The sequence below is a fragment of the Streptococcus suis genome (assembly GCF_019794615.1).
Taxonomy (GTDB): Bacteria; Bacillota; Bacilli; order Lactobacillales; family Streptococcaceae; genus Streptococcus; species Streptococcus suis_AI.
This window is the reverse complement of record NZ_JAIMDU010000019.1, coordinates 19,345-45,227: the sequence shown is the minus strand read 5'-3', so window position 1 is coordinate 45,227 and position 25,883 is coordinate 19,345. Positions and strand designations below refer to the sequence as shown.

General features: G+C 42.2%; 26 protein-coding genes. 22 read left to right on the top strand and 4 right to left on the bottom strand.

Annotated features, from left to right (window positions below; genetic code table 11):
- The first annotated feature begins 231 nt into the window (after positions 1–231).
- From K6V43_RS06750 to K6V43_RS06715, 8 genes are all read left to right on the top strand, one after another.
- Positions 232–1,980 carry a hypothetical protein gene (locus tag K6V43_RS06750; protein ID WP_222382374.1) on the top strand — a complete coding sequence of 583 codons (1,749 nt, stop codon included), beginning with the start codon at positions 232–234 and terminating at the stop codon, positions 1,978–1,980.
- A gap of 401 nt (positions 1,981–2,381) precedes the next feature.
- Positions 2,382–3,944, top strand: a complete 1,563-nt coding sequence (locus K6V43_RS06745; RefSeq protein ID WP_222382372.1) for a 2-isopropylmalate synthase — start codon at positions 2,382–2,384, stop codon at positions 3,942–3,944.
- 8 nt (positions 3,945–3,952) lie between these two features.
- On the top strand, positions 3,953–5,005 hold the full coding sequence (leuB, locus tag K6V43_RS06740; protein WP_222382370.1) for a 3-isopropylmalate dehydrogenase: 1,053 nt from the start codon (positions 3,953–3,955) through the stop codon (positions 5,003–5,005).
- Positions 5,002–6,393: a 3-isopropylmalate dehydratase large subunit gene (leuC, locus tag K6V43_RS06735; RefSeq protein ID WP_172019439.1), complete on the top strand. Its 1,392-nt coding sequence runs from the start codon at positions 5,002–5,004 to the stop codon at positions 6,391–6,393. Before leuB ends, leuC begins: the two co-directional genes overlap by 4 nt.
- On the top strand, positions 6,393–6,986 hold the full coding sequence (leuD, locus tag K6V43_RS06730; RefSeq protein ID WP_222382368.1) for a 3-isopropylmalate dehydratase small subunit: 594 nt from the start codon (positions 6,393–6,395) through the stop codon (positions 6,984–6,986). The genes leuC and leuD overlap by 1 nt, the downstream gene beginning before the upstream one ends.
- Positions 6,987–7,326: 340 nt before the next feature.
- Positions 7,327–8,112 (top strand): L-threonylcarbamoyladenylate synthase, encoded by a 786-nt coding sequence (locus tag K6V43_RS06725; RefSeq protein WP_024391429.1) that lies wholly within the window; start codon positions 7,327–7,329, stop codon positions 8,110–8,112.
- Between the two features lie 221 nt (positions 8,113–8,333).
- On the top strand, positions 8,334–8,555 hold the full coding sequence (gene relB, locus K6V43_RS06720; protein ID WP_024391430.1) for a type II toxin-antitoxin system RelB family antitoxin: 222 nt from the start codon (positions 8,334–8,336) through the stop codon (positions 8,553–8,555).
- 1 nt (position 8,556) lies between these two features.
- Positions 8,557–8,817 (top strand): type II toxin-antitoxin system RelE family toxin, encoded by a 261-nt coding sequence (locus K6V43_RS06715; protein WP_105126400.1) that lies wholly within the window; start codon positions 8,557–8,559, stop codon positions 8,815–8,817.
- A gap of 73 nt (positions 8,818–8,890) precedes the next feature.
- Here K6V43_RS06715 and K6V43_RS06710 read toward each other — a convergent pair whose 3' ends face one another.
- Positions 8,891–9,751 (bottom strand): helix-turn-helix domain-containing protein, encoded by an 861-nt coding sequence (locus K6V43_RS06710; RefSeq protein ID WP_222382366.1) that lies wholly within the window; start codon positions 9,749–9,751, stop codon positions 8,891–8,893.
- Positions 9,752–9,943: 192 nt separating this feature from the next.
- On the opposite strand from K6V43_RS06710, the gene K6V43_RS11540 reads away from it, so the two are divergent.
- From K6V43_RS11540 to K6V43_RS06685, 6 genes are all read left to right on the top strand, one after another.
- Positions 9,944–10,069: a hypothetical protein gene (locus K6V43_RS11540; protein ID WP_261311798.1), complete on the top strand. Its 126-nt coding sequence runs from the start codon at positions 9,944–9,946 to the stop codon at positions 10,067–10,069.
- Positions 10,070–10,179: 110 nt separating this feature from the next.
- On the top strand, positions 10,180–10,740 hold the full coding sequence (locus K6V43_RS06705) for a hypothetical protein (protein WP_050572975.1): 561 nt from the start codon (positions 10,180–10,182) through the stop codon (positions 10,738–10,740).
- 40 nt (positions 10,741–10,780) lie between these two features.
- Positions 10,781–11,881, top strand: coding sequence for a S8/S53 family peptidase (locus K6V43_RS06700; RefSeq protein WP_222382364.1), 1,101 nt, complete (start codon positions 10,781–10,783; stop codon positions 11,879–11,881).
- Positions 11,882–12,617: 736 nt separating this feature from the next.
- Positions 12,618–12,830, top strand: a complete 213-nt coding sequence (locus K6V43_RS06695; RefSeq protein ID WP_024391433.1) for a hypothetical protein — start codon at positions 12,618–12,620, stop codon at positions 12,828–12,830.
- A 69-nt stretch (positions 12,831–12,899) separates the two neighbouring features.
- On the top strand, positions 12,900–13,784 hold the full coding sequence (locus tag K6V43_RS06690) for an ATP-binding cassette domain-containing protein (RefSeq protein ID WP_222382362.1): 885 nt from the start codon (positions 12,900–12,902) through the stop codon (positions 13,782–13,784).
- Positions 13,781–16,123 carry a hypothetical protein gene (locus K6V43_RS06685; RefSeq protein ID WP_222382360.1) on the top strand — a complete coding sequence of 781 codons (2,343 nt, stop codon included), beginning with the start codon at positions 13,781–13,783 and terminating at the stop codon, positions 16,121–16,123. Before K6V43_RS06690 ends, K6V43_RS06685 begins: the two co-directional genes overlap by 4 nt.
- A gap of 40 nt (positions 16,124–16,163) precedes the next feature.
- Here K6V43_RS06685 and def read toward each other — a convergent pair whose 3' ends face one another.
- Positions 16,164–16,778 carry a peptide deformylase gene (gene def / locus K6V43_RS06680; protein ID WP_222382359.1) on the bottom strand — a complete coding sequence of 205 codons (615 nt, stop codon included), beginning with the start codon at positions 16,776–16,778 and terminating at the stop codon, positions 16,164–16,166.
- 129 nt (positions 16,779–16,907) lie between these two features.
- Between def and K6V43_RS06675 the strand changes: the two genes are divergently transcribed.
- From K6V43_RS06675 to K6V43_RS06665, 3 genes are read left to right on the top strand one after another with little or no spacing between them, the layout of a single operon-like run.
- On the top strand, positions 16,908–18,068 hold the full coding sequence (locus K6V43_RS06675) for an MFS transporter (RefSeq protein WP_222382378.1): 1,161 nt from the start codon (positions 16,908–16,910) through the stop codon (positions 18,066–18,068).
- A gap of 36 nt (positions 18,069–18,104) precedes the next feature.
- On the top strand, positions 18,105–18,749 hold the full coding sequence (locus K6V43_RS06670; RefSeq protein WP_222382357.1) for a GNAT family N-acetyltransferase: 645 nt from the start codon (positions 18,105–18,107) through the stop codon (positions 18,747–18,749).
- On the top strand, positions 18,746–19,474 hold the full coding sequence (locus K6V43_RS06665; RefSeq protein WP_222382355.1) for a pseudouridine synthase: 729 nt from the start codon (positions 18,746–18,748) through the stop codon (positions 19,472–19,474). The genes K6V43_RS06670 and K6V43_RS06665 overlap by 4 nt, the downstream gene beginning before the upstream one ends.
- A 42-nt stretch (positions 19,475–19,516) precedes the next feature.
- Here K6V43_RS06665 and K6V43_RS06660 read toward each other — a convergent pair whose 3' ends face one another.
- On the bottom strand, positions 19,517–20,098 hold the full coding sequence (locus K6V43_RS06660) for a xanthine phosphoribosyltransferase (RefSeq protein ID WP_222382353.1): 582 nt from the start codon (positions 20,096–20,098) through the stop codon (positions 19,517–19,519).
- Positions 20,099–20,310: 212 nt separating this feature from the next.
- Between K6V43_RS06660 and K6V43_RS06655 the strand changes: the two genes are divergently transcribed.
- The 3 genes from K6V43_RS06655 to K6V43_RS06645 all read left to right on the top strand — a co-directional run bounded on the left by K6V43_RS06655 (position 20,311) and on the right by K6V43_RS06645 (position 23,730).
- Complete coding sequence (locus K6V43_RS06655; protein WP_222382351.1) at positions 20,311–21,618, top strand: nucleobase:cation symporter-2 family protein; 1,308 nt, start codon at positions 20,311–20,313, stop codon at positions 21,616–21,618.
- A 117-nt stretch (positions 21,619–21,735) separates the two neighbouring features.
- Positions 21,736–22,965, top strand: a complete 1,230-nt coding sequence (locus K6V43_RS06650) for an NAD/NADP-dependent octopine/nopaline dehydrogenase family protein (protein WP_172006733.1) — start codon at positions 21,736–21,738, stop codon at positions 22,963–22,965.
- The gene (locus K6V43_RS06645; protein WP_222382349.1) at positions 22,966–23,730 is read left to right on the top strand and encodes an aspartate/glutamate racemase family protein; all 765 of its coding nucleotides are present in this window, start codon (positions 22,966–22,968) and stop codon (positions 23,728–23,730) included.
- A 37-nt stretch (positions 23,731–23,767) separates the two neighbouring features.
- Here the strand turns inward: K6V43_RS06645 and K6V43_RS06640 are convergent, their stop codons facing one another.
- Positions 23,768–24,106 carry a winged helix-turn-helix transcriptional regulator gene (locus K6V43_RS06640; protein ID WP_105126854.1) on the bottom strand — a complete coding sequence of 113 codons (339 nt, stop codon included), beginning with the start codon at positions 24,104–24,106 and terminating at the stop codon, positions 23,768–23,770.
- A gap of 182 nt (positions 24,107–24,288) precedes the next feature.
- On the opposite strand from K6V43_RS06640, the gene K6V43_RS06635 reads away from it, so the two are divergent.
- Together K6V43_RS06635 and K6V43_RS06630 are read left to right on the top strand one after the other, a co-directional pair.
- Positions 24,289–25,110: an SIR2 family NAD-dependent protein deacylase gene (locus tag K6V43_RS06635; protein ID WP_222382347.1), complete on the top strand. Its 822-nt coding sequence runs from the start codon at positions 24,289–24,291 to the stop codon at positions 25,108–25,110.
- Complete coding sequence (locus K6V43_RS06630) at positions 25,098–25,844, top strand: protein-ADP-ribose hydrolase (RefSeq protein WP_222382345.1); 747 nt, start codon at positions 25,098–25,100, stop codon at positions 25,842–25,844. The genes K6V43_RS06635 and K6V43_RS06630 overlap by 13 nt, the downstream gene beginning before the upstream one ends.
- The last annotated feature ends 39 nt before the right edge of the window (positions 25,845–25,883 follow it).

Below are 25,883 nucleotides of genomic sequence, written 5' to 3'. Positions count from 1 at the left end.
CAGTACGAGAAAGTACGCAAGAAATATATACAAAAATTTGACAAAAAAATAGCGCTATATCAACGATTAGAGCACTTTTGTGTCATTCAAACTGTCAAACTCCCGAGCTGAGAAAACTTGAAACAGGAAGGCTATTTTTCTAGGAATTTGATTCCATAAATAAACATGCAAGGATAGGTATGAGACGGACTCGCTATTTAATGAAAAGGAAGTTGGAGGAAGAAAGTCGCGATGGTGACAGAAATTAGAGTAGGAACAAGTGAAGGTAGTCTGAGCTTTCATGATGCAGTATTGAATCACTCAGGCGATGTCAGAATATATCTAGAACCAGGTCACTATGAGTTTGACAATGGTTTTATCCTGCGAAGTAATTATGAGTTTATTGCTGAAGGTGATGAACTCGGATCGGTCGTATTTCAAGGTACATTTAGGCTCGAAAATAACGCAAACCTTATCCTTCGCAATATTCTCCTAGCTGGAGATTTTAAAAATAATATCATTCATGTTACTTCGGGCTGTTCACTGACCTTGGATAATTGTGAAATACATCGAACAGAATTGGCCCAAGATTATCCGGATTATCCTAACTCTACCTACTATCCACTTGTTTATGTTGATGGTGGAACAGCAACCTTAGAACAGACCAATCTTTTTGATGATCATTTTCAATATCCAATTCAAGTTCAAAATAATGGGATGATTCATCTTAATCAGTCCAATTTAGATGCCCTTCATCTAATAAACCAATCACAGGCCGACGCTATCGACTCGACGATTTATCGAATTTTGTCGGTTGAAGGTCAGTCCACCCTCCAAGCAAGTGGTTTTCTATCTATTTTTCAAGAGGATAATCGGTGGGTAGGCTTGCATGCAACAGGTCAGAGTAATATTCAGATTGAACACCTTCACTGTGGAAGCCATCACCGGCTTGAAGCGAAAATTTTTAATAGTCAATTACAGATAAATGAGCTAGAATTACAGGAAGAACAAACTTTTCTCATCAATCGAACGGAAACTTCAGGGGTTTATGCAAATTTTGAGACAGTTCAATGGGGAATCCTGCCTCCGACGCAACCAGTGGTTAAGGAAACGTTACCTCCACAAGCTAAGAAACCTGCAATTGAAGGAGAGTTAGTTGAAATTGATGTCCGTCCTATCAACCAATATGAACGAACTGAGTTAATGGATGTTTTTGTTTTCTTGGAACACCATTTGGCTAATGTCCAGGCTCTTCGAAATCGAAATCAAGAGATAAGAAATTGGTATGCAAATCAAATTGAAATTGCAGGGACGGAGACTTTTTCTGAAAAAGTGGGATCAGGTATTATTACTGCCACATTAATTATTAGTGCAATCTTATTTATTTCAAATTTCTTTACAGGAGTGGGTGCATTTGGGGTTATTGTTTCCATAATATTCCTATCTGTTGTAATTTATGTTGTTGCAGAATATGTTGCGCCGATTATTTCCAGTATCGTTAGAGCGATTGATCCTACTAAGGGAGCCCGTGAAAATGAAATGAATCGATTACGTGACGAGTTGAATCAGAGTGCAGAAATTGCAGCTAATAATAGAGAAATCTCAAATATTCTAAATGAAAATGCCTACCAATTTTACATTAAAAAAATCCCTGAAAGTTTTCAGAATCTGAATGACATTGTTGGAATTTGGGTTTTGTTGAGGGATTTGCGTGCTGATAATTTTAAAGAGGCTGCAAATCTAGTAAGGGAAGAACAATTTAGAAATAAGATGTTGTCCTCACTCAATATCTTTCAGCAACAATTGGCAAGCATTTCTGTCCAATTGGATGAAGTTAACGAAAATATTACTGAGTTGAATCGTTTAAATAAAGCTCAACTTGCAATGCTGGCGAAAGTTGATGCTTCAATTTCGGCTGGTAATCACCTTGCTAAAGAAAATAATAGAATTGCCGAGGAAAGAAATAGATTATTAGAGCAAGGGATTACTATTAAGTGGTAGTATACTAAACTATCGATATATTAGTTGTAACCAAGTCTCTGAGGGGGCTTGGTTTTATCTGTAACTTGATTTTTGCGAATTGCCGTATTGTTCGGATTTTTCAGAAAATTTCCATTTTTCTGTTGACAAGTGAAAATAAGTGAGGTATCATAGTAAACAATTAGAACACAGAGAGGAAAAGTCAAATGAACACTGTCACTACAAAATTCTTTACTTTGTTGTTGCGACGGTCGGGCTAGTGCTGAAAGAATGCATTAGTCCTGTTTGGCATACCAGGCGGGCGCTGTTGACAACATCTCGCGGGTAGTAATCCTCGAGGTGTTTTCTTTTATTTGGTTTGCTTAGAAAACTAAGAAAGAGAACCAAATATTTACGTTAGGGTTATTTAGAAAGGTATTCTTATGCGTGTGATTGAATTTTTAGATACGACTTTACGGGATGGTGAACAGACGCCTGGTGTGAATTTTTCAATCAAGGAAAAAGTGACCATTGCCAAGCAGTTGGAGAAATGGGGAATTTCTGCCATTGAAGCGGGTTTCCCAGCGGCCAGTCCTGATTCTTTTGAAGCGGTTCGTCAGATTGCGGCGGCTATGACCAAGACGGCTGTGACAGGTTTGGCTCGGTCAGTCAAATCAGACATTGATGCTTGTTATGAGGCTCTGAAAGATGCCAAGTATCCGCAGATTCATGTTTTCATTGCGACCAGCCCCATTCACCGTGAATTTAAACTTCAAAAGTCCAAAGAAGAAATTTTGGCACAAATCACTGAACATGTCAGCTATGCACGCGAGCGTTTTGAGGTAGTGGAGTTCTCACCAGAGGATGCGACGCGGACGGAATTGGATTATTTGTTAGAAGTGGTGCAGACAGCGGTAGATGCAGGTGCGACCTATATCAACATTCCAGATACAGTCGGCTTTACGACACCTCAGCACTACGGAGAAATTTTCCGTTACTTGACAACAAACGTCAAATCGGACCGTGAGATTATTTTCAGTCCGCATTGCCACAATGACCTAGGTATGGCTGTTGCCAATACCCTTTCAGCTATTAAAAACGGTGCCGGTCGTGTTGAGGGGACAATCAACGGTATCGGTGAGCGAGCAGGAAATGCGGCCCTTGAAGAAGTAGCTGTTGCCCTTGAAATTCGGAAAGATTTCTATGATGTGACTAGTCCGATTGTTCTAAAGGAAACGCTCAATACTTCGGAATTAGTATCTCGTTTTTCTGGGATTGCCATTCCACGCAATAAGGCGGTAGTTGGTGGCAATGCCTTCTCTCATGAGTCAGGTATCCACCAAGATGGTGTCTTGAAAAATCCATTGACCTATGAAATCATTACACCTGAGTTGGTAGGGGTCAAGAAAAATTCTCTGCCATTGGGTAAACTTTCTGGTCGCCATGCCTTTGTAGAAAAACTGAAAGAACTAGACCTGTATTTTGAAGAGAGTGATGTTGCTGGTCTCTTTACTCGCTTTAAAAATCTGGCAGATAAGAAAGAAAAAATCACGGACGCAGATATTCGTGCCTTGGTAGCTGGGACAGAAATCAGCAATCGTGATGGTTTCCAATTTAAAGATTTGCGTTTGGATAGTCAGTCTGACGGAAGCATTCAGGCACAAGTTACCTTTATCAATCAAGATGAGGAAGAAGTGGTGGTTGTTGAGTCAGGCAAGGGTTCGGTTGAGGCTGTCTTTAATGCCATTGACCAATTCTTCCAGCAGGAAATCAGCTTAGAACGCTATCATATTGACGCTATTACCGATGGAATTGATGCCCAAGCGCGTGTGCTTGTCGCCGTAGAAAACAAGGCAACAGAAACCGTCTTTAACGCCTCTGGTATTGACTTTGACGTATTGAAGGCTTCTGCAATTGCCTATATTCATGCCAATGTCATGGTACAGAAAGAAAATAGCGGACAGATTGATAAGAAACTATCTGAGAAAGAGTTGCCAACTAGCTAGGAGGAAATATGACGAAAAAAATTGTAGCCTTGGCTGGTGATGGAATCGGTCCTGAAATCATGGAGGCTGGCCTAGCAGTCCTCGAGGCTGTTGCTGGGCAAGTAGGATTTGATTATGAGATTGAGGAGAGAGCTTTTGGTGGCGCTGGGATTGATGCGGCTGGCCATCCTCTACCAGATGCTACCTTACAAGCCTGCCGTCAGGCGGATGCGATTTTGTTAGCAGCTATCGGTAGCCCTCAATATGATGATGCAGCTGTTCGACCAGAACAAGGCTTGCTTCAACTTCGGAAGGAATTGGGTCTCTTTGCCAATATCCGTCCGGTGAAAATTTTTGATAGCCTGAAAGACTATTCTCCTCTGAAAGCTGACCGGCTGGATGGTGTGGATTTGGTCATGGTACGGGAGTTGACAGGCGGGATTTATTTTGGAGAGCATATTCTGGAGACAGACCAAGCCAGCGATAGCAATACCTATCAAGCTGAGGAAATCGAACGAGTTGTCCGCTCTGCCTTTGACCTAGCCCAAAAAAGACGGAAAAAAGTCACCAGCATTGATAAACAAAATGTACTGGCGACGTCAAAATTGTGGCGGAAGGTAGCGGATGAGGTGGCTAAGGACTACCCAGATGTGACCTTGGAGCACCAGTTGGTGGACAGTGCAGCCATGCTTTTGATTACCAATCCTAGTCGATTTGACGTCGTGGTGACGGAAAATCTTTTCGGAGATATTTTGTCGGATGAGGCCAGCGTATTAACAGGAACGTTAGGGGTTCTGCCTTCTGCTAGTCATGCGGTGGCAGGTCCCAGTCTCTACGAACCTATCCATGGTTCGGCACCCGATATTGCAGGTCAGGGCATTGCCAATCCTGTCAGTATGATTCTATCTGTTGCCATGATGTTGGAAGAAAGTTTTGATTTGGTCCAAGCAGGTCAGACCGTTCGCCAAGCTGTTGAAGCGGTCTTTGCCAAGGGGATTTTCACTAAAGACCTAGGTGGTAGCGCCTCTACCAAAGAAATGACAGCGGCTATTATTGAACAGCTTGAAAGGAGGTCAACATGAGTGGCAAATCCATTTTCGATAAGCTCTGGGATCGCCATGTGATTACAGGGCAGGAAGGTCAGCCCCAGCTCCTCTATGTCGATCAGCATTATGTTCATGAGGTGACCAGTCCCCAGGCCTTTCAAGGATTGAGGGATACAGGGCGACCTGTTCGGCGCCCAGACTTGACCTTTGCGACTTTTGACCACAACGTACCAACCGTTGATATTCACAATATCCGTGATGTCATTTCCAAAGCTCAGATGGACGCCTTGGCGAAGAATATAGAAGATTTCGGCATTCCCCATGCAGCCCATGGTTCGGAATATCAGGGGATTGTCCATATGGTTGGACCAGAAACAGGTCGGACCCAGCCAGGGAAGTTCATCGTCTGCGGAGATAGCCATACGGCGACTCACGGAGCTTTTGGAGCCATTGCCTTTGGGATTGGCACTTCCGAAGTGGAGCACGTTCTCGCTACCCAAACAATCTGGCAGGTTAAACCCAAGCGACTCCTAGTGGAGTTTGTCGGTCAGGCCCAAGCAGGTGTCTATGCCAAGGACTTTATCCTGGCTCTGATTGCCCGCTACGGCGTGGATTGTGGACTCGGTCATGTGGTGGAGTTTGCTGGTCCAGTCATCGACCGACTCAGCATGGAAGAACGGATGACCATTTGCAATATGTCCATTGAGTTCGGCTCTAAGATGGGCATTATGGCTCCAGACCAGACCACTTTTGACTACCTGCGAGGTCGTGAGTGTGCACCAGCGGACTTTGAGGCGGCGGTGGCAGACTGGAAGGAGCTCTACTCAGATGCCGACACCGTCTATGACAAGCATCTAGTCCTTGATGTGTCGGACTTAGCACCGATGGTCACTTGGGGAACGACGCCTGCTATGGGGGTTAGCTTTGACGAAACCTTCCCAGCCATCCGTGACCACAACGACGAGCGGGCCTACGCTTACATGGACTTGGCTCCAGGGCAAAAGGCTGCGGACATTCCCGTTGGCTATGTCTTCCTAGGCTCCTGTACCAATGCTCGCCTCAGCGATTTGCAGCTGGCAGCTAGGATTGTTAAGGGGCGGAAAATAGCAGAGCAGGTTACGGCCATTGTCGTTCCAGGTAGTCGCCCTGTCAAGCGGGCTGCAGAAAAGCTTGGGCTAGACAAGATTTTTATGGAGGCAGGCTTTGAATGGCGAGATCCAGGTTGCTCCATGTGTCTGGGTATGAATCCAGACAAGGTGCCTGCAGGTGTCCACTGCGCCTCTACAAGTAATCGAAACTTTGAAGACCGACAGGGCTTTGGGGCCAAGACCCACTTGTGTAGTCCTGCTATGGCTGCCGCAGCGGCACTTTATGGACGTTTTGTCGACACTAGACAGCTAGACATTCTCAAGGAGGGAGTTTAATGCACCAATTTACCACATGGACTGGAACGACCGTTCCGCTCATGAATGATAATATTGATACCGACCAGCTCCTGCCCAAGCAGTTTCTCAAGCTGATTGACAAAAAGGGCTTTGGCAAATATCTACTCTATGCTTGGCGGTACTTGGATGATAACTACACGGACAATCCTGATTTCATTCTCAATCAGCCTGAGTATCAAGGAGCTAGTATCCTCATATCTGGGGACAACTTCGGAGCAGGTTCCTCTAGGGAACACGCTGCTTGGGCTCTGGCAGATTATGGCTTCAAGGTCATCATTGCAGGCTCCTTCGGAGATATTCATTACAACAATGACTTGAACAATGGGATTCTGCCCATTATCCAGCCCAAAGAAGTCAGGGACCAACTAGCTCAGCTGGCTCCTGACCAAGAAATCAGGGTTGACTTGGCAGATCAGTTGATACGGACGCCTTTTGGGGAATTCCCATTTGACATCGAACAGGACTGGAAACACAAGTTGCTCAATGGCTTAGACGATATCGGTATTACCTTACAATATCAGGATTTGATTACTGAGTATGAGGGGAATCGCCCAAGTTACTGGCAAGAATAGAGTCTTTCATTTTATCTTTTATTACTGCGACGAACGAGGAAACTCCGTTTCCCTATTTCCAACTTCAAATAATTTCATCATTATTTGAACTCGCTTTGCCGTACTTTACAAGCGTGACTTACTATCGTAAGTATGATTTTAAAACTTCAACAGTCACTACTCTGACTGTTGAATCTATCTGCGGCTCGTTGACACGAACAATGTTCGTTTTATCTCCAACCTCTAACTGTCTCCCAGACAGTTAGAGCTAGTACTAAAAGCAAACTGAAAGACTCCTACAAAATATGAAGAAAACAAGCAGTTAGCTCTGCTATGAAATAAAAGAAAAGAGGAAATTATTATGACGAAACAAATTCACTGGGATGGCGCACTTTCACAAGAAGGTCTTGACATTATCAAGGGTGAGGGGGGCGTGATTGTCTGCCCGACTAAGGTTGGCTACATCATCATGACATCTGACAAGGCTGGCTTGGAGCGTAAATTTGATGCCAAAGAGCGCAAGCGTAATAAGCCGGGTGTGGTCCTTTGTGGTAGCATGGAGGAGCTTCGTGAGTTGGCTCAGTTGACTCCTGAGATTGATGCTTTCTACCAAAAACATTGGGATGAGGACATTTTGTTGGGTTGTATCCTGCCTTGGAAACCAGAGGCTTACGCCAAGTTGCAGGCTTATGGCGATGGTCGTGAAGAGTTGATGACCGACGTTCGTGGTACTTCATGCTTTGTTATCAAGTTTGGTGTGGCTGGAGAGCAGATTGCCAAGGAAATGTGGGAAAAAGAAGGCCGTATGGTCTACGCTTCATCTGCTAACCCGTCAGGCAAGGGAAATCGTGGTAAGGTAGAAGGTATCGGTGAGCGTATCGCGTCTAAAGTAGATTTGATTATCGAGGCGGATGACTATGTGGCATCTATCCAGCCAGACAAGACCATTGAAACCCGCTATGAGCAAGGGGTTATGGTGTCTATGGTAGACAAAGATGGTAAACTGATTCCAGAACAAGGTGCAGATAGCCGTTCTATCAGCCCATGCCCAGTTGTCATCCGTAAGGGTCTGGACATCGATAAAATCATGATGCACTTGTCAGACCATTTCAACTCTTGGGACTATAGACAAGGGGAATACTACTAAGATATCGTCATTTAGTTTATCTTTTATTACTTCGTTAACTCGCTTTGCCGTACTCCAGTACTGTCTGCAGCTCGTTGCCTAGTACTAAAAGCAAACTGAAGACTATAAACTATAAATAGGAACGATCCGAAAGGGTCGTTTTTTGCTCTAATCTATCTAGTATTGGTTTACAATTTTCGCAAAATGTGTTACAATGTAACACAAAGAAGTGAGGTGAACTGATGAGTACAGTAACTATCCGATTAAACAAAGAGGAAGAAGTATTTTTCAAGAGCTATGCTCAATTGACTGGTCAAAGTCTTTCAAGTTTATTTAAGAAGGCGCTTGAGCGTGATATTGAGGATGAGTATGATTTGAGCATTTACCATCAAGCCTACGAGGAGTATCAGAAAGATCCTGAAACCATCAGTCATGCTGATTTCAAGAAGGAACTTGGTCTGTAATATGTTTCATGTAGAGTATTCTAAGAAGGCGCAGAAACAAATCAGAAAATTGGATAAGCAAATCCAAAGATTATTATTTGCATGGGTGGATAAACACTTAGACGGTACAGTTAATCCGAGGTTGCATGGCAAGGGATTGACAGGGGACCATGCCAATGAGTGGCGTTATCGTATCGGTGATTATCGGCTGATTTGCGTTATTCAGGATAATAGGATGGTTATTCTGGCACTTGAATTTGGTCATCATAGAGATAGTTATTAAAAGCTGGTCTAATATAAGGTAGAACGATCCGAAAGGGTCGTTTTTTTGTACCAGAAAAAAACTGACCGAGATTTCAGTCAGTTTGGTGTTGTTTGATAAGTGATTGGAGGTTGTCGACTAGTCCTTTCTCGTCCGTCAGTTCCAAGATTTGTAGTCCTTTGTCAATTAGTTCCTGCTTATTCTCAGCAAGTCCGAGGTAAACATAGGCACGGGCTAGTTGATCATAGCGTTTTTCTTTCTTAGCTAGTTCCATGAGTTTGGTGGCAAAAAAAGTAGACTTGCTGTACTGTTTTTGTTCAAGGGAAAAAAGGGCTAGTTGTTGGTAGAAAGATAGAATGGTTGGCTGAATCCGCTTGTAATCCCTGTATTTTTCTAATCTCTCTAAGATGAGTTTGGCAGTATCTTCGATAACATCATGAGAGAGCGTGTGTGACAAGAGTGTACCTACCAAGATAATATCGTTATGGTACCAGTTGTCGTATTGTTCTAGTTGAGACCATAAAAGTTTAGAAAGGGCTCCGGCCTCGTCTGAAAACTGGGTGATAGAAGAACTTTTTCGGATAGCTACAACGGTCTCCAGGAGGTGGCACTTTCTTTGAATAGGAATATCACTGGGTTCTTTCATTAAATGGTCATGGCAACGGTTTATCAAATCCTCCATCATCTTTGTGGTTGGATTTTTGAGATTATCTATATCGTAGAGTAATTGTTGGCGTTGGCTGGGCTGGTAGTAGTTACAGAGGTATTCAAACTCTTCAAAAGTCATATCTACTTGTTTGAGCAAGAAGCGCATGAGCTCATAGCTAGGAATAGTCTGATTTTTCTCGAAGCGAACCAAAGTAGTCCGATTGATAAAATCTCCACATACTTGCTCTTGACTCAAATGCTTGCTTTTCCGAATACTTTTATAAACACTTCCGTAATCCCATCTCATGTTCAAACTCCTTCAAAAAATGTGATTATTTGCAACAAAATAAATAAACTTTATAAAAATAGTATATCATATTGGTAGAAAATATACAGAGATTTCTATCAAGTGGAAAGGAAAAAGAAGAGCGGAAACGATATTCTTGGTAGGAGTTGAGGTATTTAAGAAAAATTCCATCAGAGAGGAGGAAAGGGAAGGATGAAAAAGAAGGTTGCATATATGACAATTGCCATATTGGTCATACTTATCTCGGCCATTCGTATTTTAGGGGAAAATGAAGTACTTCCGTTAGAAACCCAACTGGCAACTCATCTGGTGGGGTAGGAAGTTACCATGTGTAAACAAAGTAGTTTGATAACGACGGGATATGAAATAGTTATCACTACTGTCTTTAATACAATCGCTCAATAATTCAGAGTAAAGGAGAAATCACTATGAAAAAAATAATATTAACTATGTTGCTGTTTGGATTTTCGCTACCGAGTGTAAATGTGTTAGCTGAAACGTCACATGATCATATGAAAAGTGAAATAGTTAGTGAAATGATGGAAAATCAGATGCGAGTGGAGGCTCAAATTGAGGTTGCTTCTGAAACTGAGACTCTATACAGTTATGAAGAGATTTTAGAAATCCCAGCTTCTGCTTTTCCAAAATCAACTGAACATGAGGTTGAAATCATTAAAGAAATGATTAGACAAACTTTATCTGAGACAGGTCATAGTAGAAAAATTCCGCTATCTATGGTCTATATTGATAAGAGCGAGGAAAATTCAGACGCTATTCTGTCCGGAGGTGGTCTTCCTTATTGTCTTGATAATAATGGTTGGGGGCCAGCAAATTTTCTTTCTTCTGATTGTGATATGGCGATGCTAGTTGTACCACAGTGCATCTACGAATCAATCATAAAAAAACCTGAGTGGCGTTATTGTCGTGCGGATTTAAATAGGAATTGCTCTCCAAGAATTGGGCATAGTCCATATTGGCATACACATTGATAATTTAGTGAATTTGAAAAATTATATTGGTGAGTAGTTTATGAAAAAATTGATAATTTTACTAGGAAATATTGCATTAATATTTGCATTTTTATTCACAATCATTTTCAATAAAGGATTGACAAGTAACCCAATTGGGCAATTCACCGGTTTTCAAATTAATCATCAGCAAACGGGTTGGGGAACTTACTTATATTATCTAAGTATAAATCCATTAGAAAATAAGTCGTCTGAAGTCAAGATTGCTGTAATAGATTCTGGAATTTCAAATGATTCATTAGATGAGTTTAATTTACAATCTGTACAGAATTTTTCATCTTCTAGTCACCCTTATGATGTGTTCGGGCATGGGACCAAAATTTCTAGTATAATTGGCGCTAAGGATAATCATGTTTTGACGCTGGGGCTTTCACCAGATAGTGCTATATTTTCATATAAAGTAGTTGATGATGATGGTATCATCAAAAATGATTACATTATTAGGGCGTTTGAACAAGCGATTAAAGATCGGATTGATATTATAAATTTAAGCATGGTACTTAAAAATCCTAGTCAAGAATTGAAGAATATTATCAGTTCATTTATTGATCAGGGGGGGTATGTGGTAACACCTGCTTATGACTTAAAAAACATTAATGCTCTAAACCCTTTAGTTGAGATTGAAGGTGTTATTAGTGTGGGCACTTTTAATGACTTCTTCCATATTTTTAATCCTCAAAAAAACATTGATTATTATGCCCCCTACTCCCAAGAAACACTTTCACTGAATAATGAAATTGTTAGAAGTGATGGTTCATCTTTTAGCACAGCATTTGTATCTGGTACGATTGCTAATTTGATGTCACAGGGAAAAACTGATTCTGAAATAACGGAACAACTACAAAAATATTTTGGAGAAGAATCTATTTATTCAAAAAGAAATATTTTTATGAGATTTTATGAGGAACACCTGGATTTAGTTAATGATTCATATATGATTTTATCAGTTGGTTTGATTTTATTATTTGTCCTAGAGGTTGTCTTAGTTATTATAGTATCTATTAAAGTAAAAAATGAAGGGAAATGGCAAATAATGGAGACGGGGTTGAGCTTTGTTGTTCTGCTTATTCTAGCTTTTCTTTTATTGCCGATGCAGATGTGAGGATATGAGATGATTTATTTGATATTATTTATGTTAACAATCTATATCTTCATGCAATTTTACTTTTCTTTGAGAGTTATAAAAAGGAAACAAAGTAGCATAGAAGTTGTTATAACGATTACGAGAACGATATTTCAAATAGTTTTTGCTATATGGCTAATATTGTTTACAGTTTTAGGTTATTTAGGAAACATTCACTTCTGATAAGGTCAGTCTAATACATTTTTAAGAATCGGATGTTCATAGGTAATGTTTATATTTTTGAGAGATTGAAACAGGCGGTGTTGATAATGCCAATGTTTCGGTATCTTCAACGTCCATTTTTGTAAAATCCCTTTATTATCGTGGAAATGTGGGCTATTAATCAATAAACAAAAAATGATTGGTATCTAACAGATTATTCTGTACTTGCTATCCTCTTTTATCGCAAGATTTTGCTGTACAAACAAATGCAGTTGACTTTTACTTTATTGTTATGTTTGTGGCTTTCCTTATCTCTGAATGGTTAGTATCTATTTTCTGGGGGCGATAGCAGAAAAGTAAGATGGTGTTTTACTAAAGGGGACAATCAATATACAAATGCTAGAGAAGATTATAACAGTCTTCTTTTTTTGCCACAGTAATACTTATTTTTACTTGTTTGTATAAACAAAAAATGCTATTGTTATTATATTGAATGGTTAACGAGAGTGTAGACTTGAATTGGAATTAGTCAGTTATGAAAAGGAGTAACCTAATGAAACAGATTGATAAAAGTACTTTATTTTTAAGTAGTGTCATTGTTCTTTCGTGTAGTGTCCTATTGTTTCATATGGACCCGATTCAGATTGTAGATAGAGAGATTTGGCTCTGGCTAAATTCATTTATTCATGTACTATTTTTAAAACCTGCTGCTAGTCTAGGCGTTCTTGTGGGGCTTTATTTGCTGTATAAGGCTTTCAAGAAGTAGTCTAGCCAATAATATGCTGATGAAAGGCTGTTGTTTTGCTCTGCCATTTCTCCAAAGAAAGGAGTTTCTATGCTAAAAGTAGTCGATGTCTGTAAGCGATACGGTGCCCACCAGGTCTTGTCCTATGTGTCCTTTGAGTTGCAAGCGGGGGACTTGGTAGCCCTAGTCGGTCCCAATGGTGTGGGAAAATCCACCCTCCTAAATATCATCAGCAATACAGAAACCGTTGATCGTGGGTCGGTAACTATCAATGGTCGGCCCAATAGTGACCGAGCGATTTTTCAGGATATGTCTGTCATGTTGGATGCTCAAGCTCTTTATCCACAGTTGACGGGTTATGACCATCTGACTTATGTGGCTGCCACCCACAAGCTGGGGAAAAAGGAAGTGGATGTCCTAGTGGAAGAACTGGGGATGGGCTACTATGTCAAAAAGCGGGTGGCTGGCTATTCCATGGGTATGAAGCAGAAGCTGCTCTTTGCCATGGCTGTCCTTCCCAAGCCCAAGCTCTTGTTGCTGGATGAACCCCATATCGGCTTGGACCCGACCAATATCATCCAGCAGCGGGAATTTCTTCTGAATTTACAGGCAGAAGGTGTTGCGATTTTGCTTTCTTCCCACCATCTGTCGGAGATTGAGAAGCTGACCAATCAGGTTTATTTTCTCAAGGCCAGCAAGTTGATTGCCACAGAAGTGGAGTTGACGGCGGATTATGATTACCATCTTGCTGTGGAAAACTCCAAGCAGGTTCAGGAATTTTTACGGGATTATCCTCAACTCTTGTGGAAAAAGGCAGAGCAGGGTCTGGTGGAAATCTTCTTACCCGAGCGAGATTTACTGGATTGTTTGGATCGTATTCCAATCCAGCAGGTGGCTGGCCTTACAAAAGCCAGCGACTATATGGAAACCCTCTATCGTGATCTCTACGTGGAGGAAGGTGGTGAGGGGATATGAGGCTGAACTTTGAAATCAAGAAAATCCTCTGGTCGCCTCTCTACTGCTTGCTCGTGCTGGTTTTTTTAGGTCTGGCCTACCTTCCCATCTCGCAAAGGCAAGTCCACCAAGCGGCCTATGTGGAAACCTATAAAGAAGAACTGAGTGAATTGGTTAGTGTCTTGGCAGATATAAAAATTGAGGAGGAGTCAGAAGAAGCACCACGGATGCTGGGCTTGAAATCCGATATAGAAAGTGTCGGTCAGGCCTTAGATGAGGGGAAGTTTGAAGCTATCCCCAACTACCGCAAACTCATGTATCAGGATTTGGACTATTTTATCAGTCGCAATCGGCAGCTTTTTCAAACGCGACAATCCTTGACGCTTAGTGAAGTCGAGTGTTTGGCCAGATGGAATGACTGGTTGCTTGCCTACCAATTGCCTGATGGTCCTGAAAACAAGGCTTGGTCAACAGGGCGTATTGTTCAAGCCTACTTAGAAAGTTTGTTTGGTTTTCTTCCTGTATTTTTGGTGCTTGGTTTTCTACTTGTCAATCAACTGTCGGAAAAGACACTTGCGCATCAAGTTTGGCAGTTGCGGCAATGGGATAGTCTGAGTTTGCAGGGGGTCAGGCGTTTGGCTGCTTCCTTGCTTTCGCTTCTGCTGGCTGTGGGGATAGGTTTGCTCTTTATCCTGGTCTATGATGGGCTGACAGGTCAGTTGGATCTATCTAGTTTTCAAGCTCCTGTTGAGATTTTGGGTCAGAGTCAGTTGATAGGCTCTTGGCTTTACGGGCTTATCTTGCTTGGTTTTTGGCTGGTCTTGCTTCTAGCTGTTCGCCTACTTTTTGGATTTTTGGACCACTTGTTAGCCAGTCGGCTGACTTTTGTGGTGACGGGGTTAATGTTAGCTCTGGGGCTTTCCTATCAGGCAGGTGCAGTAGCAGGTTGGTCAGGTCAAATTCTGCCCTTGCTTGCCTTTCCTGGTTTTTTAGACACAGCTGCATTTTCACAGGTCTTTGTAGCGGTGGATGTCTTGCTCCTGCTGACCATTGGGCTTTTCCTTGCTTATTATGCGCTGACAGAAAAGAAAAGGCTGGTCCTGACCGTGGGGCATCAGAAGGAGTTAGACACAGGGCGTTTGGACAAGGTTTGGTCTTTTGATGTTCTCATCCTTAGTCGGCTCAATTCTTGGAAGGGGCTCGTCTTAGGAAACTTGCTCCTAGCTCTGCTATTTTCCCTACTGACGGGACTAGAAAAGCAAGAGGTTGCCCAGGAGGAGAGGGTTTCGATGGAGTTGGTTGCCCAGTCCTATGAGCAAGATGGGGCCTATGTGGAGAGTTTGCAGTCGGAAATCAACCGTCTGAGGCAGTTGGTCAAAGAGGATACGAGCTATCAAGAGGAGTTGGAGCTGAGGCTTGGTCTCTTGCAAGAATATCGTGTCTATAAGGACCTCTATGTCAAGCAATGGCAGGTATATCAGGAAAAACCTCAGGCTCTGCCGGCTAGTCACCTTGCTATGCTGGAGGCAGAGCAGGTCTATCTATGGGCTAGAGAGGAGAAGGCTTTTGCCAATGGTGATATTGGGGCCAGTCAGACGGTAGATAATCTTCGCCGTTACCAGACCCGCAATCAGGTCAGTCAGTATTACTGGCAGCAGCTGATGGAGGCTGGGGTGCCTGCTACCAAGCGGGGCAAGGATGTCATTTTGACCAGCTTGGAAAATCGTTTTGATACCAATGATGCCTCGGTTCCAGTAGACGATCCTTCTTGGGACCGTTCCAGAGATCTGTCAGGTATTGGCAGTCTGCGCTCTCTCTTTGATGGTCCGGCCTATTTGTTGGTGCTCTTGCTGGCGGTTTGGCTGGGCAGTCGAGGTAAGGCGGTGGAGGTTGCAGGGAAAAACTGGCGTCTCTATCAGATCCAGCCTGTGGATTTGCGCAAGGTTCTACTCACCAAGTGGTTGCTGGGACTGGGGCAGACTCTTTGTTTTACAATGCTCTTTCTAGCTAGTCTTTTCCTAGTCAATAGTCTGGTCGGAGGAATCGGTTATCTGGAAGATGGCCTTATCTTGCTTTCGCATTCGGAGAGGGGGATTTTCCTTAATCGCTTGAGTAACCAGGATTTATGGGCTTGGTTCCTTCCTAATGCTAAGTATCTCTTATTTATGGTGCTTGGCTTGCTTGTCTTGGAAATTGTCTTGGTTAGTCTCAATCATCTCTTGCAAGTTCGGTTTTCAAATCGCTTAGTGGTTTTCATCCTACTAGCTGGTTTGCTGGCTCTGCTGGACTATCTCCTCTTTCAAGACCTGATTTTGGATGGGCAGGAAATTTTTAGGCAGTTAGCTCTGCTATTTTCATGAAAAAAGAAAAACTGGCTGAAATTCAGTCAGTTTCTTATGTTTACTCAATCACCAACATGCCTTCTTTAACGGCAAATGGGTGTTCTGGGTCAATGCGGTCGTAGAACATGACACCGTTGAGGTGGTCGATTTCGTGTTGGACCACAATGGCATTATAGCCCTTGAGCTTGATGCGGTGGGAATTGCCATTTTTGTCCAGATAATCTACAGTTACACGCGCGTGGCGGACTACGTAGCCTTGGACTTCGCGGTCAACAGATAGGCAGCCTTCTCCTCCTTCAAGGGCGGCTTCTTGGACAGAATGAGCCACGATTTTAGGATTGTACAATACTTCTTGTAGAGAGTAGGCTTGGGCAGGTGGATTTCCTTCCTCATCCTCTGGGTTTGGTACTAAAACAGCGATGATGCGTTTAGAAACATCCAATTGGGGAGCTGCAAGACCAACTCCGCCACGGAGTTTCATTTTTTCAGCCATGACAGGATCCTGCGAATGTTTGAGGAATTGCATCATTTTCTCACCTAAAATCACTTCTTGATCAGAAAGTGGAAATTGGACTTCCTCTGCAACTTGGCGTAGGGTTGGATGCCCTTCACGGATGATGTCATCCATGTCAATCAAATGGGCAGGTTTTGTAAGGTTTTCAATTACAGACATACTTCTCTCCTTTGGGTATTATTAAAATAAGTATAGCATGAAATGAGAGAGAATAAAAGCCTCACTCGCCTATCTATTCTGTAGCAAATCTGCTATACTAGTAAAAGACGAACGTTGAAAGGGAGAATGATGAAAAGAATTTTAGAAAAAGCTAGCCTATTGGCTTTATCCACCATGCTGGTATCAACATTTGCAGTATCCCCTGCTATTCCACAGATGATTGACCATTTTGCCCAAGAAGGGATTGCGGCCAGTCAAGTAGAAAACTTAATTACAGTTACCTCATTTGCTATTATGGCAGCTCTCTTGATGAATGGTCTGATTGTTCGATTTATTTCTGAACGGAATATTATCATTTTTGGGTTGTTACTCCTTGCTATCGGTGGTTCCATGCCTATGTTTTTGTCGGCTTTCCCAATGATTTTCTTGGCTAGGATTTTGCTGGGATTAGGGATTGGCTTGATAAATGCACGGGCCATTAACATTATTGGTAATTTTTTCACTGGTCAAGAACGTGTGCAGATGATGGGATTGCGTGGCTCGGCAGAAGTGTTGGGGAGTGCAGGCTTGACCCTATTGGTAGGATGGTTGACTCAATTTGGCTGGCAACCAGCCTTTATGGTCTATCTCTTTGCTTTGGTCGTTTTAGCCCTCTTTTTATTGTTTGTACCTCAAGAAGAGTTTGTGGCCCATAGCGAGTTGAAAAACGATAGTGGTTCTAAGGTCAAACTGGATAAGAAAATGTGGCAAATGGGAATCTACCTCGCATTTTTAGCTTTCTTTGTTATCAATGTCAATACTTTCTTGACCATTCGGATTCCACAGATTGTTTTGGATAAGGGAATTGGGACTGCTCAGCAAGCTAGTCTGATTCTCAGTTTGATGCAAATAATGGGGATTGTGGCAGGAACGGTTTTTAGTAGCTTGGTTGGCCGCTTGAAGGACTGGCTTTTAGCAGTTTCCTATGTAATCTTTGGACTCGCAGTTATCGGCATTGCCTTTGCGGATAATCTTTGGGTATTGGGCCTAGGCGGTATGGTATCAGGATTTTTCTATAGTATCGTTCTGACCATAGTTTTCAGCCAAGTAACGGACAGAGCACCCAAAGCTCTTCTTAATACAGTAATGACGATTGTTTTGATGGGCTGTAATATTGGTGGGGCAACATCGGCAATCTTACCAACTTTTCTGGAAAAACTCAACCCAACACCAACGGGTGCCTTTGGTATCTACGCCATCGGTTGCGCCTTGATAAGCGCAGGTTTAATCTATCAACAAATAAAGAAATAGGGAGTGGATTTCCGCTCCTTTTGGTATAATGGTCTTATGTTAGAAAACAATCAGCTCAATCAATTAATGTTGCGTTTCCCTGAAGATGTCCAATTGATTTTTAATGAAATGATCCCTTCTTATCAATTGGGTTATGCCGACTATGTCTATCAGACAGACGATGTTGCTACTCAGAACCGACGAATTAAAAATCTTGCTAAAAATTTTCGCAAGATGGATTACTTTTACATCATGCCCTTGCCCCAGGATCTGGCATTGGAAATTGCCAACCAGTGGCAGTATCCGTCGCCATATGATTTTTATTCAGTGAGCTCTCAATCAGAAACGTATACCCAGTTCATAACGCCAGAGGCGCGTGAAGACCGATTTTTTGCAGTCATTCGCAATGCAGCCCTCATGGGTTACTTTCAAGTGGAGCAAGTTGATAAGGAACTCAGCCTTCACTTAGGGATGAAGCCGTCTTTGATGGGACAGGGAAATGGCAGAGCTTTCTATCAGACGATTGAAGACTACATTGTTGAACATTATCATCCAGAGCAACTTAGCCTAAGTGTAGCCATATATAACCAACGAGCTCAAGCTCTCTTTCGAGCAGTTGGATTTTCTGTAAACGGTCATAGTATTCAAGTTTGTGATGGAAAACAGTATGAATGTGTCAGAATGGAAAAGAAATTAACATGAGATTAGATAAATTTTTGGTAGACTGTGGTGTTGGTAGTCGGACAGAAGTCAAGAAACTTTTGAAAAACAAGCAAGTCGCAGTCAACGGCCAAGTAGAGACGTCTCCTAAACAACAAATAAATGAACAGGTGGATCAGGTAGCAGTAGCTGGCGACATTCTCCACCATGAACAATTTGTTTACTACCTTCTCAATAAACCCAAAGGAGTTATCTCAGCAACTGAAGATGACCACCATCGGACGGTTTTAGATTTATTGGATGAAATAGCTCAACATAAGGAAGTTTTTCCAGTTGGACGCTTGGACATCGATACCCATGGCTTGCTACTTTTGACCAACAATGGCAAATTAGCCCATGCCATGCTCTCTCCTAAAAAACATGTTGATAAACTCTACCGTGCACAGGTTGACGGAATCATGACCCAAGAGGATGTCGCGCGATTTGCGGCAGGAATTGATTTAAAAGATTTTACCTGTCAGCCAGCCCAGTTGACTATCCTATCGACAGATGAGGCCAAAGAAACTTCACTGGTTGACATTACCATCCGAGAAGGAAAGTTTCACCAGGTCAAACGGATGGTGCAGGCTTGTGGTAAGATGGTGACGGATTTGCAACGGATATCAATGGGGCCCTTATGGTTGGACTCCGAACTAGCGATTGGAAAATACCGTAGATTAACAGCTGACGAATTGAAGCAATTAGAAGTGTTTGGTGTGGAATTATAGATAATAAAAAAGACTCGCTTCCGATTTTGGAAGCAAGTCTTTTTAAATATCCGCAGGTGCAAAAACAACCTGACCATCTTGGAATTTTTCAATACGAGCGAGTGAAGTAACAGGGACACCTGCATCTATCAAGAGTTGACGACCGTCTTGGAAGGATTTTTCGATGATAATACCAACGCCAATTACCTGAGCACCAGCCTGTTGGATAATATCAATCAAGCCTTTTGCTGCTTGCCCATTGGCCAAAAAATCATCAACGATTAGAACCCGGTCTTCCGGTGACAAAAACTTGCTAGCAATAGAAACGGTACTGGTTACTTGCTTGGTAAAGGAGTAGACTTCAGATGTCAAGATTCCTTCTGTCATCGTAATATTTTTATGTTTTTTAGCAAAAATCATTGGCACATCTAAACTTTCAGCGACATAAACAGCTGGAGCAATGCCGGATGCCTCAATAGTGACAACTTTTGTAATTTGCTTAGAACGGTATGCTTCTGCTAACACTTGTCCCATTTCTTTCATCAATTTATAATCAACCTGATGGGTCAGGAATGAATCAACTTTTAAAATATTTTCTCCTAACACCTGACCATCTTTTAAAATACGTTCTTCCAAAATTTTCATGATTCTTCCTCCAAATGATTCCTTGGTGTATTATAGCATTTTTTTATCATAAGCAAAACAATAAACGAATTATTGTTATAAAAACATGTAAAAAAACAGATTAAACGGCCAAAAGGCGAACAGAAATAAAAAAATATCATTAATTGTATTGAAATAAGTTGTTTTTTCTGATAGACTAAAAAATATTATTTAGGAACAAAAAAGGAGAAACAATGTCTCAGAAAACAACAAATGAATATTCATCAGAAATGCTCTATGGAATTGATGAACAACCGCCAAAAGGCATGGCTGTGTTGCTTGCTTTTCAGCATATCTTAGCAGCTTTTGCAGGCATCATCGCAGTGCCTCTTGTCGTTGCAAGTGCCTTGGGGCTATCAGTAGAAGATACTTCTATTATGGTATCGGCCTCAATCTTTGTTGCTGGGATTGCTACCATTTTGCAATCTAAAGGAGTTGGCCCGGTAGGTTCACGTGTCTCTGGAATGATGGGAACGGACTTTACCTTTGCCAATCCAGCTATCAGTGTTGGTAGCCAATTGGGAATTGCTGGTATCGTGGGTGCAACCATTGCGGGTTCATTTGTTGAAATCATTTTGAGTCGTTTTGTGAAACCCTTGATGCGTTTCTTTCCGCCATTGATTACAGGGACCGTTGTTTCCCTCATCGGTATTACCCTCATGCCAGTGAGTATGGACTGGGCAGCTGGTGGTGCTGGAGCTACAGATTATGCCTCTGTTGAAAATATCAGTATTGCCTTTATCGTCCTGGTCTTTACTTTGGCATTGAATCATTATGGTAAAGGAATGCTAAAAACAGCGTCAGTCTTCTTCGGTATGGTCTTTGGATATGTCCTCTGTATTTTGCTTGGAAAAGTAGATATGTCTGCTGTTGGAGAGGCAGCCTGGTTTGCTCTTCCTAAAATTTTCCATTACGGTTTAAAATTTGACCTATCTTCTATTCTAGCCTTTATTCCAGCCTATGTCGTATCTTTGATCGGTACGGTAGGGATTATGATGGCAATTGGAGAAGCATCTAACCAAAAAATTTCTTCTGAGCGGGCGGCAAATGGTGTTCTGGCAGACGGAGTTGGTTCTTTGATTGCTGGGATCTTTGGTGCAGGTCCAAATACGGCCTTCTCACAAAATGTTGGTCTCATTACCTTAACAAAAGTTGCTAGTCGTCATGTCATGATCATTGCGGGCGTTATTCTTGCCTTACTGGGTGTCTTTCCAAAATTGTCTGCCTTGATTTCCATCATGCCCCAGCCTGTTCTTGGTGGTGTTGGAATTATCATGTTCGGTTTGGTTGCTGCTCAAGGGATTAAGACGCTTGCAACTGTAAAAATTGGTGACCGTGAGCTCTTGATTATTTCTATTGCCTTTGCGCTTGGTATCGGTGTGACAGTACGTCCAGAATTGTTGAGCCATCTTCCCTCAGCGCTACAAATGGTCTTATCTTCAGGAATTTCTACAGGTACCTTAGCTGCACTCATTTTAAACATGGTTCTAAAAGAAAAATAATATTCAGATAGGCTATCCTCGTGATAGTCTATTCTTATAGATAGTCATAATTTATTGGTATTGGCCGAGAGAATTTGGTTTTGGTATACTAGGAAGAAACGACTACGGGAGGGATTTATGTCAGTTGAAGAATGGAAAAAAGCCCCGATTGCGATTCTTGGAGCGGGTGCAGTTGGAAAGGCTGTAGGAGCGGATTCTAAATTGGCTGGGAATCGGGTACATTTATTTGAATTGCCAGAATTTGCAAAAGATACACTAAAGAATATAGAAAAAACAGGGATTACCCTCACAGGTGGGCAAAACAGTCTTTACGGTTTTGAACGTAGCGGACGTGCTTTTTTTGACGTAGTGACAGACAAAATCGAGGAAGCTGTGAGTGGGGCAAAAATCATCATTGTTGCTGTACCATCTATTGCACACGACATATTTTTTGATGCCTTAGTGCCGGTATTGGAAGACGGAATGATTGTACATATCATTCCTGATAATTTTGGAAGTTTGAAACTTCGTAAGAAAATGAGAGAGTTAGGTTGTCAGAAGCAGATTATTATCGGTGGCTGGACCAGTGCCCCATATGGTGCTCGAATCATTAGGGAGGGCGGGGTTATGACTCCTAAAATTGAATTAAAATATCGGGCCATAACTTTGCGTGGTGCTGCATTGCCATTAACCGATCAAGATGTTTTTCTTGAGAGTTCAAAAGCTATTGGTGCTTTTGATGCCATTACAGAAGGCGATGGTGTTTCTGGAGGTAAGACAGTTTTAGATGTAGGTTTTAGTAATGTCAATCCAGTTTTGCACTGTCCAGGAACTATTTTAGGGGCAAGTGTGATGGAGAATTTTGGACGAATTTTTGGTGGTAACGATCCATTGCGATATTCGATTTATTCGCATGCTTATAGTGAATCGGTAGCGGAAGTGCAGTATGCCTTTTATCTTGAACAAGTTCAGTTGGCAGAGGCAATAGGAGTCGATTTGCTACGCTATCCTAAAGAAAATTTCTTATCTCGAACTAGTATCCTTGGGCCTGAATATATGGGAGATGATTGTATTGTTCCCTTTGATCAACAATTTCCGATGGCTTATGGAACGGGTCCTTTTACCATTCAAGATCGTTATGTGACAGAAGATGTTCCAGTTGGTTGCCATATCTATCATGAATTAGGAAAAAAATATGGTGTAGCTACGCCTGTTATTGATAGTATGATTGTCTTGGGATCAGTCATGACAGGTCGAAAATTTTTTGAAGAAGGGTTGACTTTAGAAGAATTAGATTTGGCTCATTTGAGCAAAGAGGAGACCTTGGCTTACCTAGAAAACGGTATTTTTCGTGAACAGGAGGTATAAATGACACACTTTAGAGCAAGCATTGAACAAGCTGGGCAATTGGATCAGTTCTATCAGGTACAAAATGCCTCTGTGGCAGGATTTTCGATTGGGATTATCACTATCGATTTTAACTACGTCAAGTTGCCGGGGAATGTAGCCAACGCGACTACTTTTTCTTTTCCAGTTGTCTATGAGGATATTGTTTTGGAAATTGAGGATCTGTTCAATGGTGAGGAGAAACTGTTGGGAATGGTCATTGAGGCAGCTAAGAAATTAGAGAAAAAGGGTGTGCGAGCCATTGTAGGCGCCTGTGGTTACTTTAACCATTTTCAGGATCAGGTGCGAGATGCTGTAGCAGTTCCTGTCTATTTGTCTAGTGTGCTTCAAATTCCCTTGATTAAAATGGGACTCAAACCAGACCAGAAAATTGCGGTACTAGTAGCAGATGGTGAGGGAGCGAGTGCAGATTTTTTCGCCAAAGCCAACGCTTCCATTGAAGACTGTATTGTCAAGGAAATCGGTAGTCTGGATAGTTTCGCTCCAATTCGCTACAATAAGCCTTTTTTGGACAATGGGCGTTTGAAGTCAGACTTAGTAGCAGTCGTTCAGGATTTGCAAGCCAACCACCCAGAAATTGGAGCCATTTTGCTGGAATGTAGTGACCTACCTCCCTATGCAGCTGCTCTGCATAGAGTAACAGGACTACCAGTTTTTGATTTTACTACTTTGATTAACTGGGTCCATTCAGCAGTCGTTCGCAGGGAATTTTACGGATATATGTAAAAAAACTCCGATTAGAAATATCTAGTCGGAGTTCTTGCTATTCTGCTTGTTGTTCTTGGTACCATTCTCCCCAGTCCGACATCGAGTCGAGGATTGGTTTTAAGGAACGACCGAGTTCTGTTAGAGAGTATTCCACACGGGGTGGAACTTCTGGGTAGACCTTTCGGTCCACAATACCCTTGGCTTCAAGGTCACGCAGGTTACTAGTTAAGACTTTCTGGCTGATAGAACCAATGGAGCGTTGTAATTCCCCAAAGCGCTTGGTATCATTCATCAGGTCACGCAGGATGAGAATATTCCACTTGCTACCAATCAAGAGCAAGGTCGTTTCGACTGGACAGGCTGGCAAATCTTGAGGTAATTTTTTACTGGTCATGGCTTCCTCCAAAATCTTTTTCAAAAAAATTAGATTGCTTTTTCTTTGAAAATATACATTTCTTACTTTGGGGTAACTACCCTACTTTAAGGTGCATACTTTCCAAAAGATACTGATAGTGTTAGTATAATGGCAGAGCTTGAAAAAAGCAAGGGAATTATATTATTTGAGGTGGAGTTAAGATGGAGATTCAAAAAATAGATCATGCTAAAAAATTGCTTGCAGAAGCAGATGCAATCGTGATTGGTGCGGGTGCTGGTTTGTCCAGTGCGGCAGGTTTGACCTATTCAGGCCCACGTTTTGAGAAACATTTTGCACCGTTTATCAAGGAATATGGGCTGACAGATATGTATTCCGCTGGCTTTTATCCCTTTGCGACCAAGGAGAAAAAGTGGGGATACTGGAGCCAGCACCTCTATCTCAATCGCTACCAGACAGGCAGCCTGCCACTCTACCAGGATTTGTATGAGCTGGTGGCGGACAAGAATTACTTTGTTATCACGACCAATGTTGATAGTCAGTTTGAAAAAGCTGGTTTTGAAAGAGAGAAAATCTTTGAAGTCCAGGGAAATTACGGTGAATTTCAATGCTCAGTGCCTTGTCATGATGGCGTTTATTCCAATAAAGAAATCTTGAAAACCATGCTTGCCAGCCGTCAAGGATTGGAGGTTAGAGCTGATGTTATTCCCAAATGTCCGAAATGTGGGGCAGATATGATGAGCCATTTGCGAGTGGACAATCGTTTTGTTGAAGATATCAACTGGCACAGACAAGAAGAAGCTTACATTGCATTTTTACAGGAAAATGCGGCGAAAAAAATTGTCTTTTTGGAGCTGGGTGTGGGCTACAATACGCCGACCATTATCAAGTTTCCCTTTGAACGCTTGAATCAGACTCTGCCAAGTGCCAGTCTGATTCGGGTCAATCTAGAAGACCCAGAGCGTGAAGGAATTCTGACCTTTCATCAAGAAATGCAGGAGGTGGTAAGTGCATGGAAAAACTAGAAAAATTGATTCACTATCTGGCACCTGACTTGGAGTTGCCTCAGACAGAGGACGAACAAGAATGGACCTTGCGAGCTTTGATGAATCTTTGGGAGCCCAAGGTACTGCCAGCACAGTTTTGGACTTTGCAAGATGCCTATTTACAGGAAAAATTGGCTCAGAAAACCGTGACTAGTCTATCCGACTTACAGGAAGTGGAGCCACAGATTTATCTCTGGCAGGGGGATATTACCAGCTTGCAGGTAGATGCTATTGTCAACGCGGCTAACAGTCAGCTCTTGGGTTGTTTTGTCCCACATCATCGCTGTATTGACAATGCCATTCATTCGCAGGCAGGGCTTCAATTGCGGTTGGCTTGTTATCAACTCATGAAGGCTCAGGGCCACTTGGAAGCAACAGGTCAGGCCAAGATAACGCCAGCTTACAATCTGCCAGCCAACTATGTTATTCACACGGTTGGACCGATTATTCAGGCGGAGGTCAGTCCTCAAGATGAGGAATTGCTCGCCTCCTCATATCAGAAAAGTTTGGAAGTGGCTGTGGAAAATGGGCTGACCAGTATTGCCTTTTGTTGCATCAGCACAGGCGAGTTTCGTTTCCCTAATCAGCTGGCCGCGGAGATTGCGGTAAAAACTGTTCGCTCTTTTATCAAGAGACACCCGAATATTAAGGTTGTCTTCAATGTTTTTAAGGAATTAGATCGGGAAATCTACCAAGAACTCCTGCAGAGATAAGTAGTCAAAAAACTTGACTATCTTTCTTTTTCTGATAAA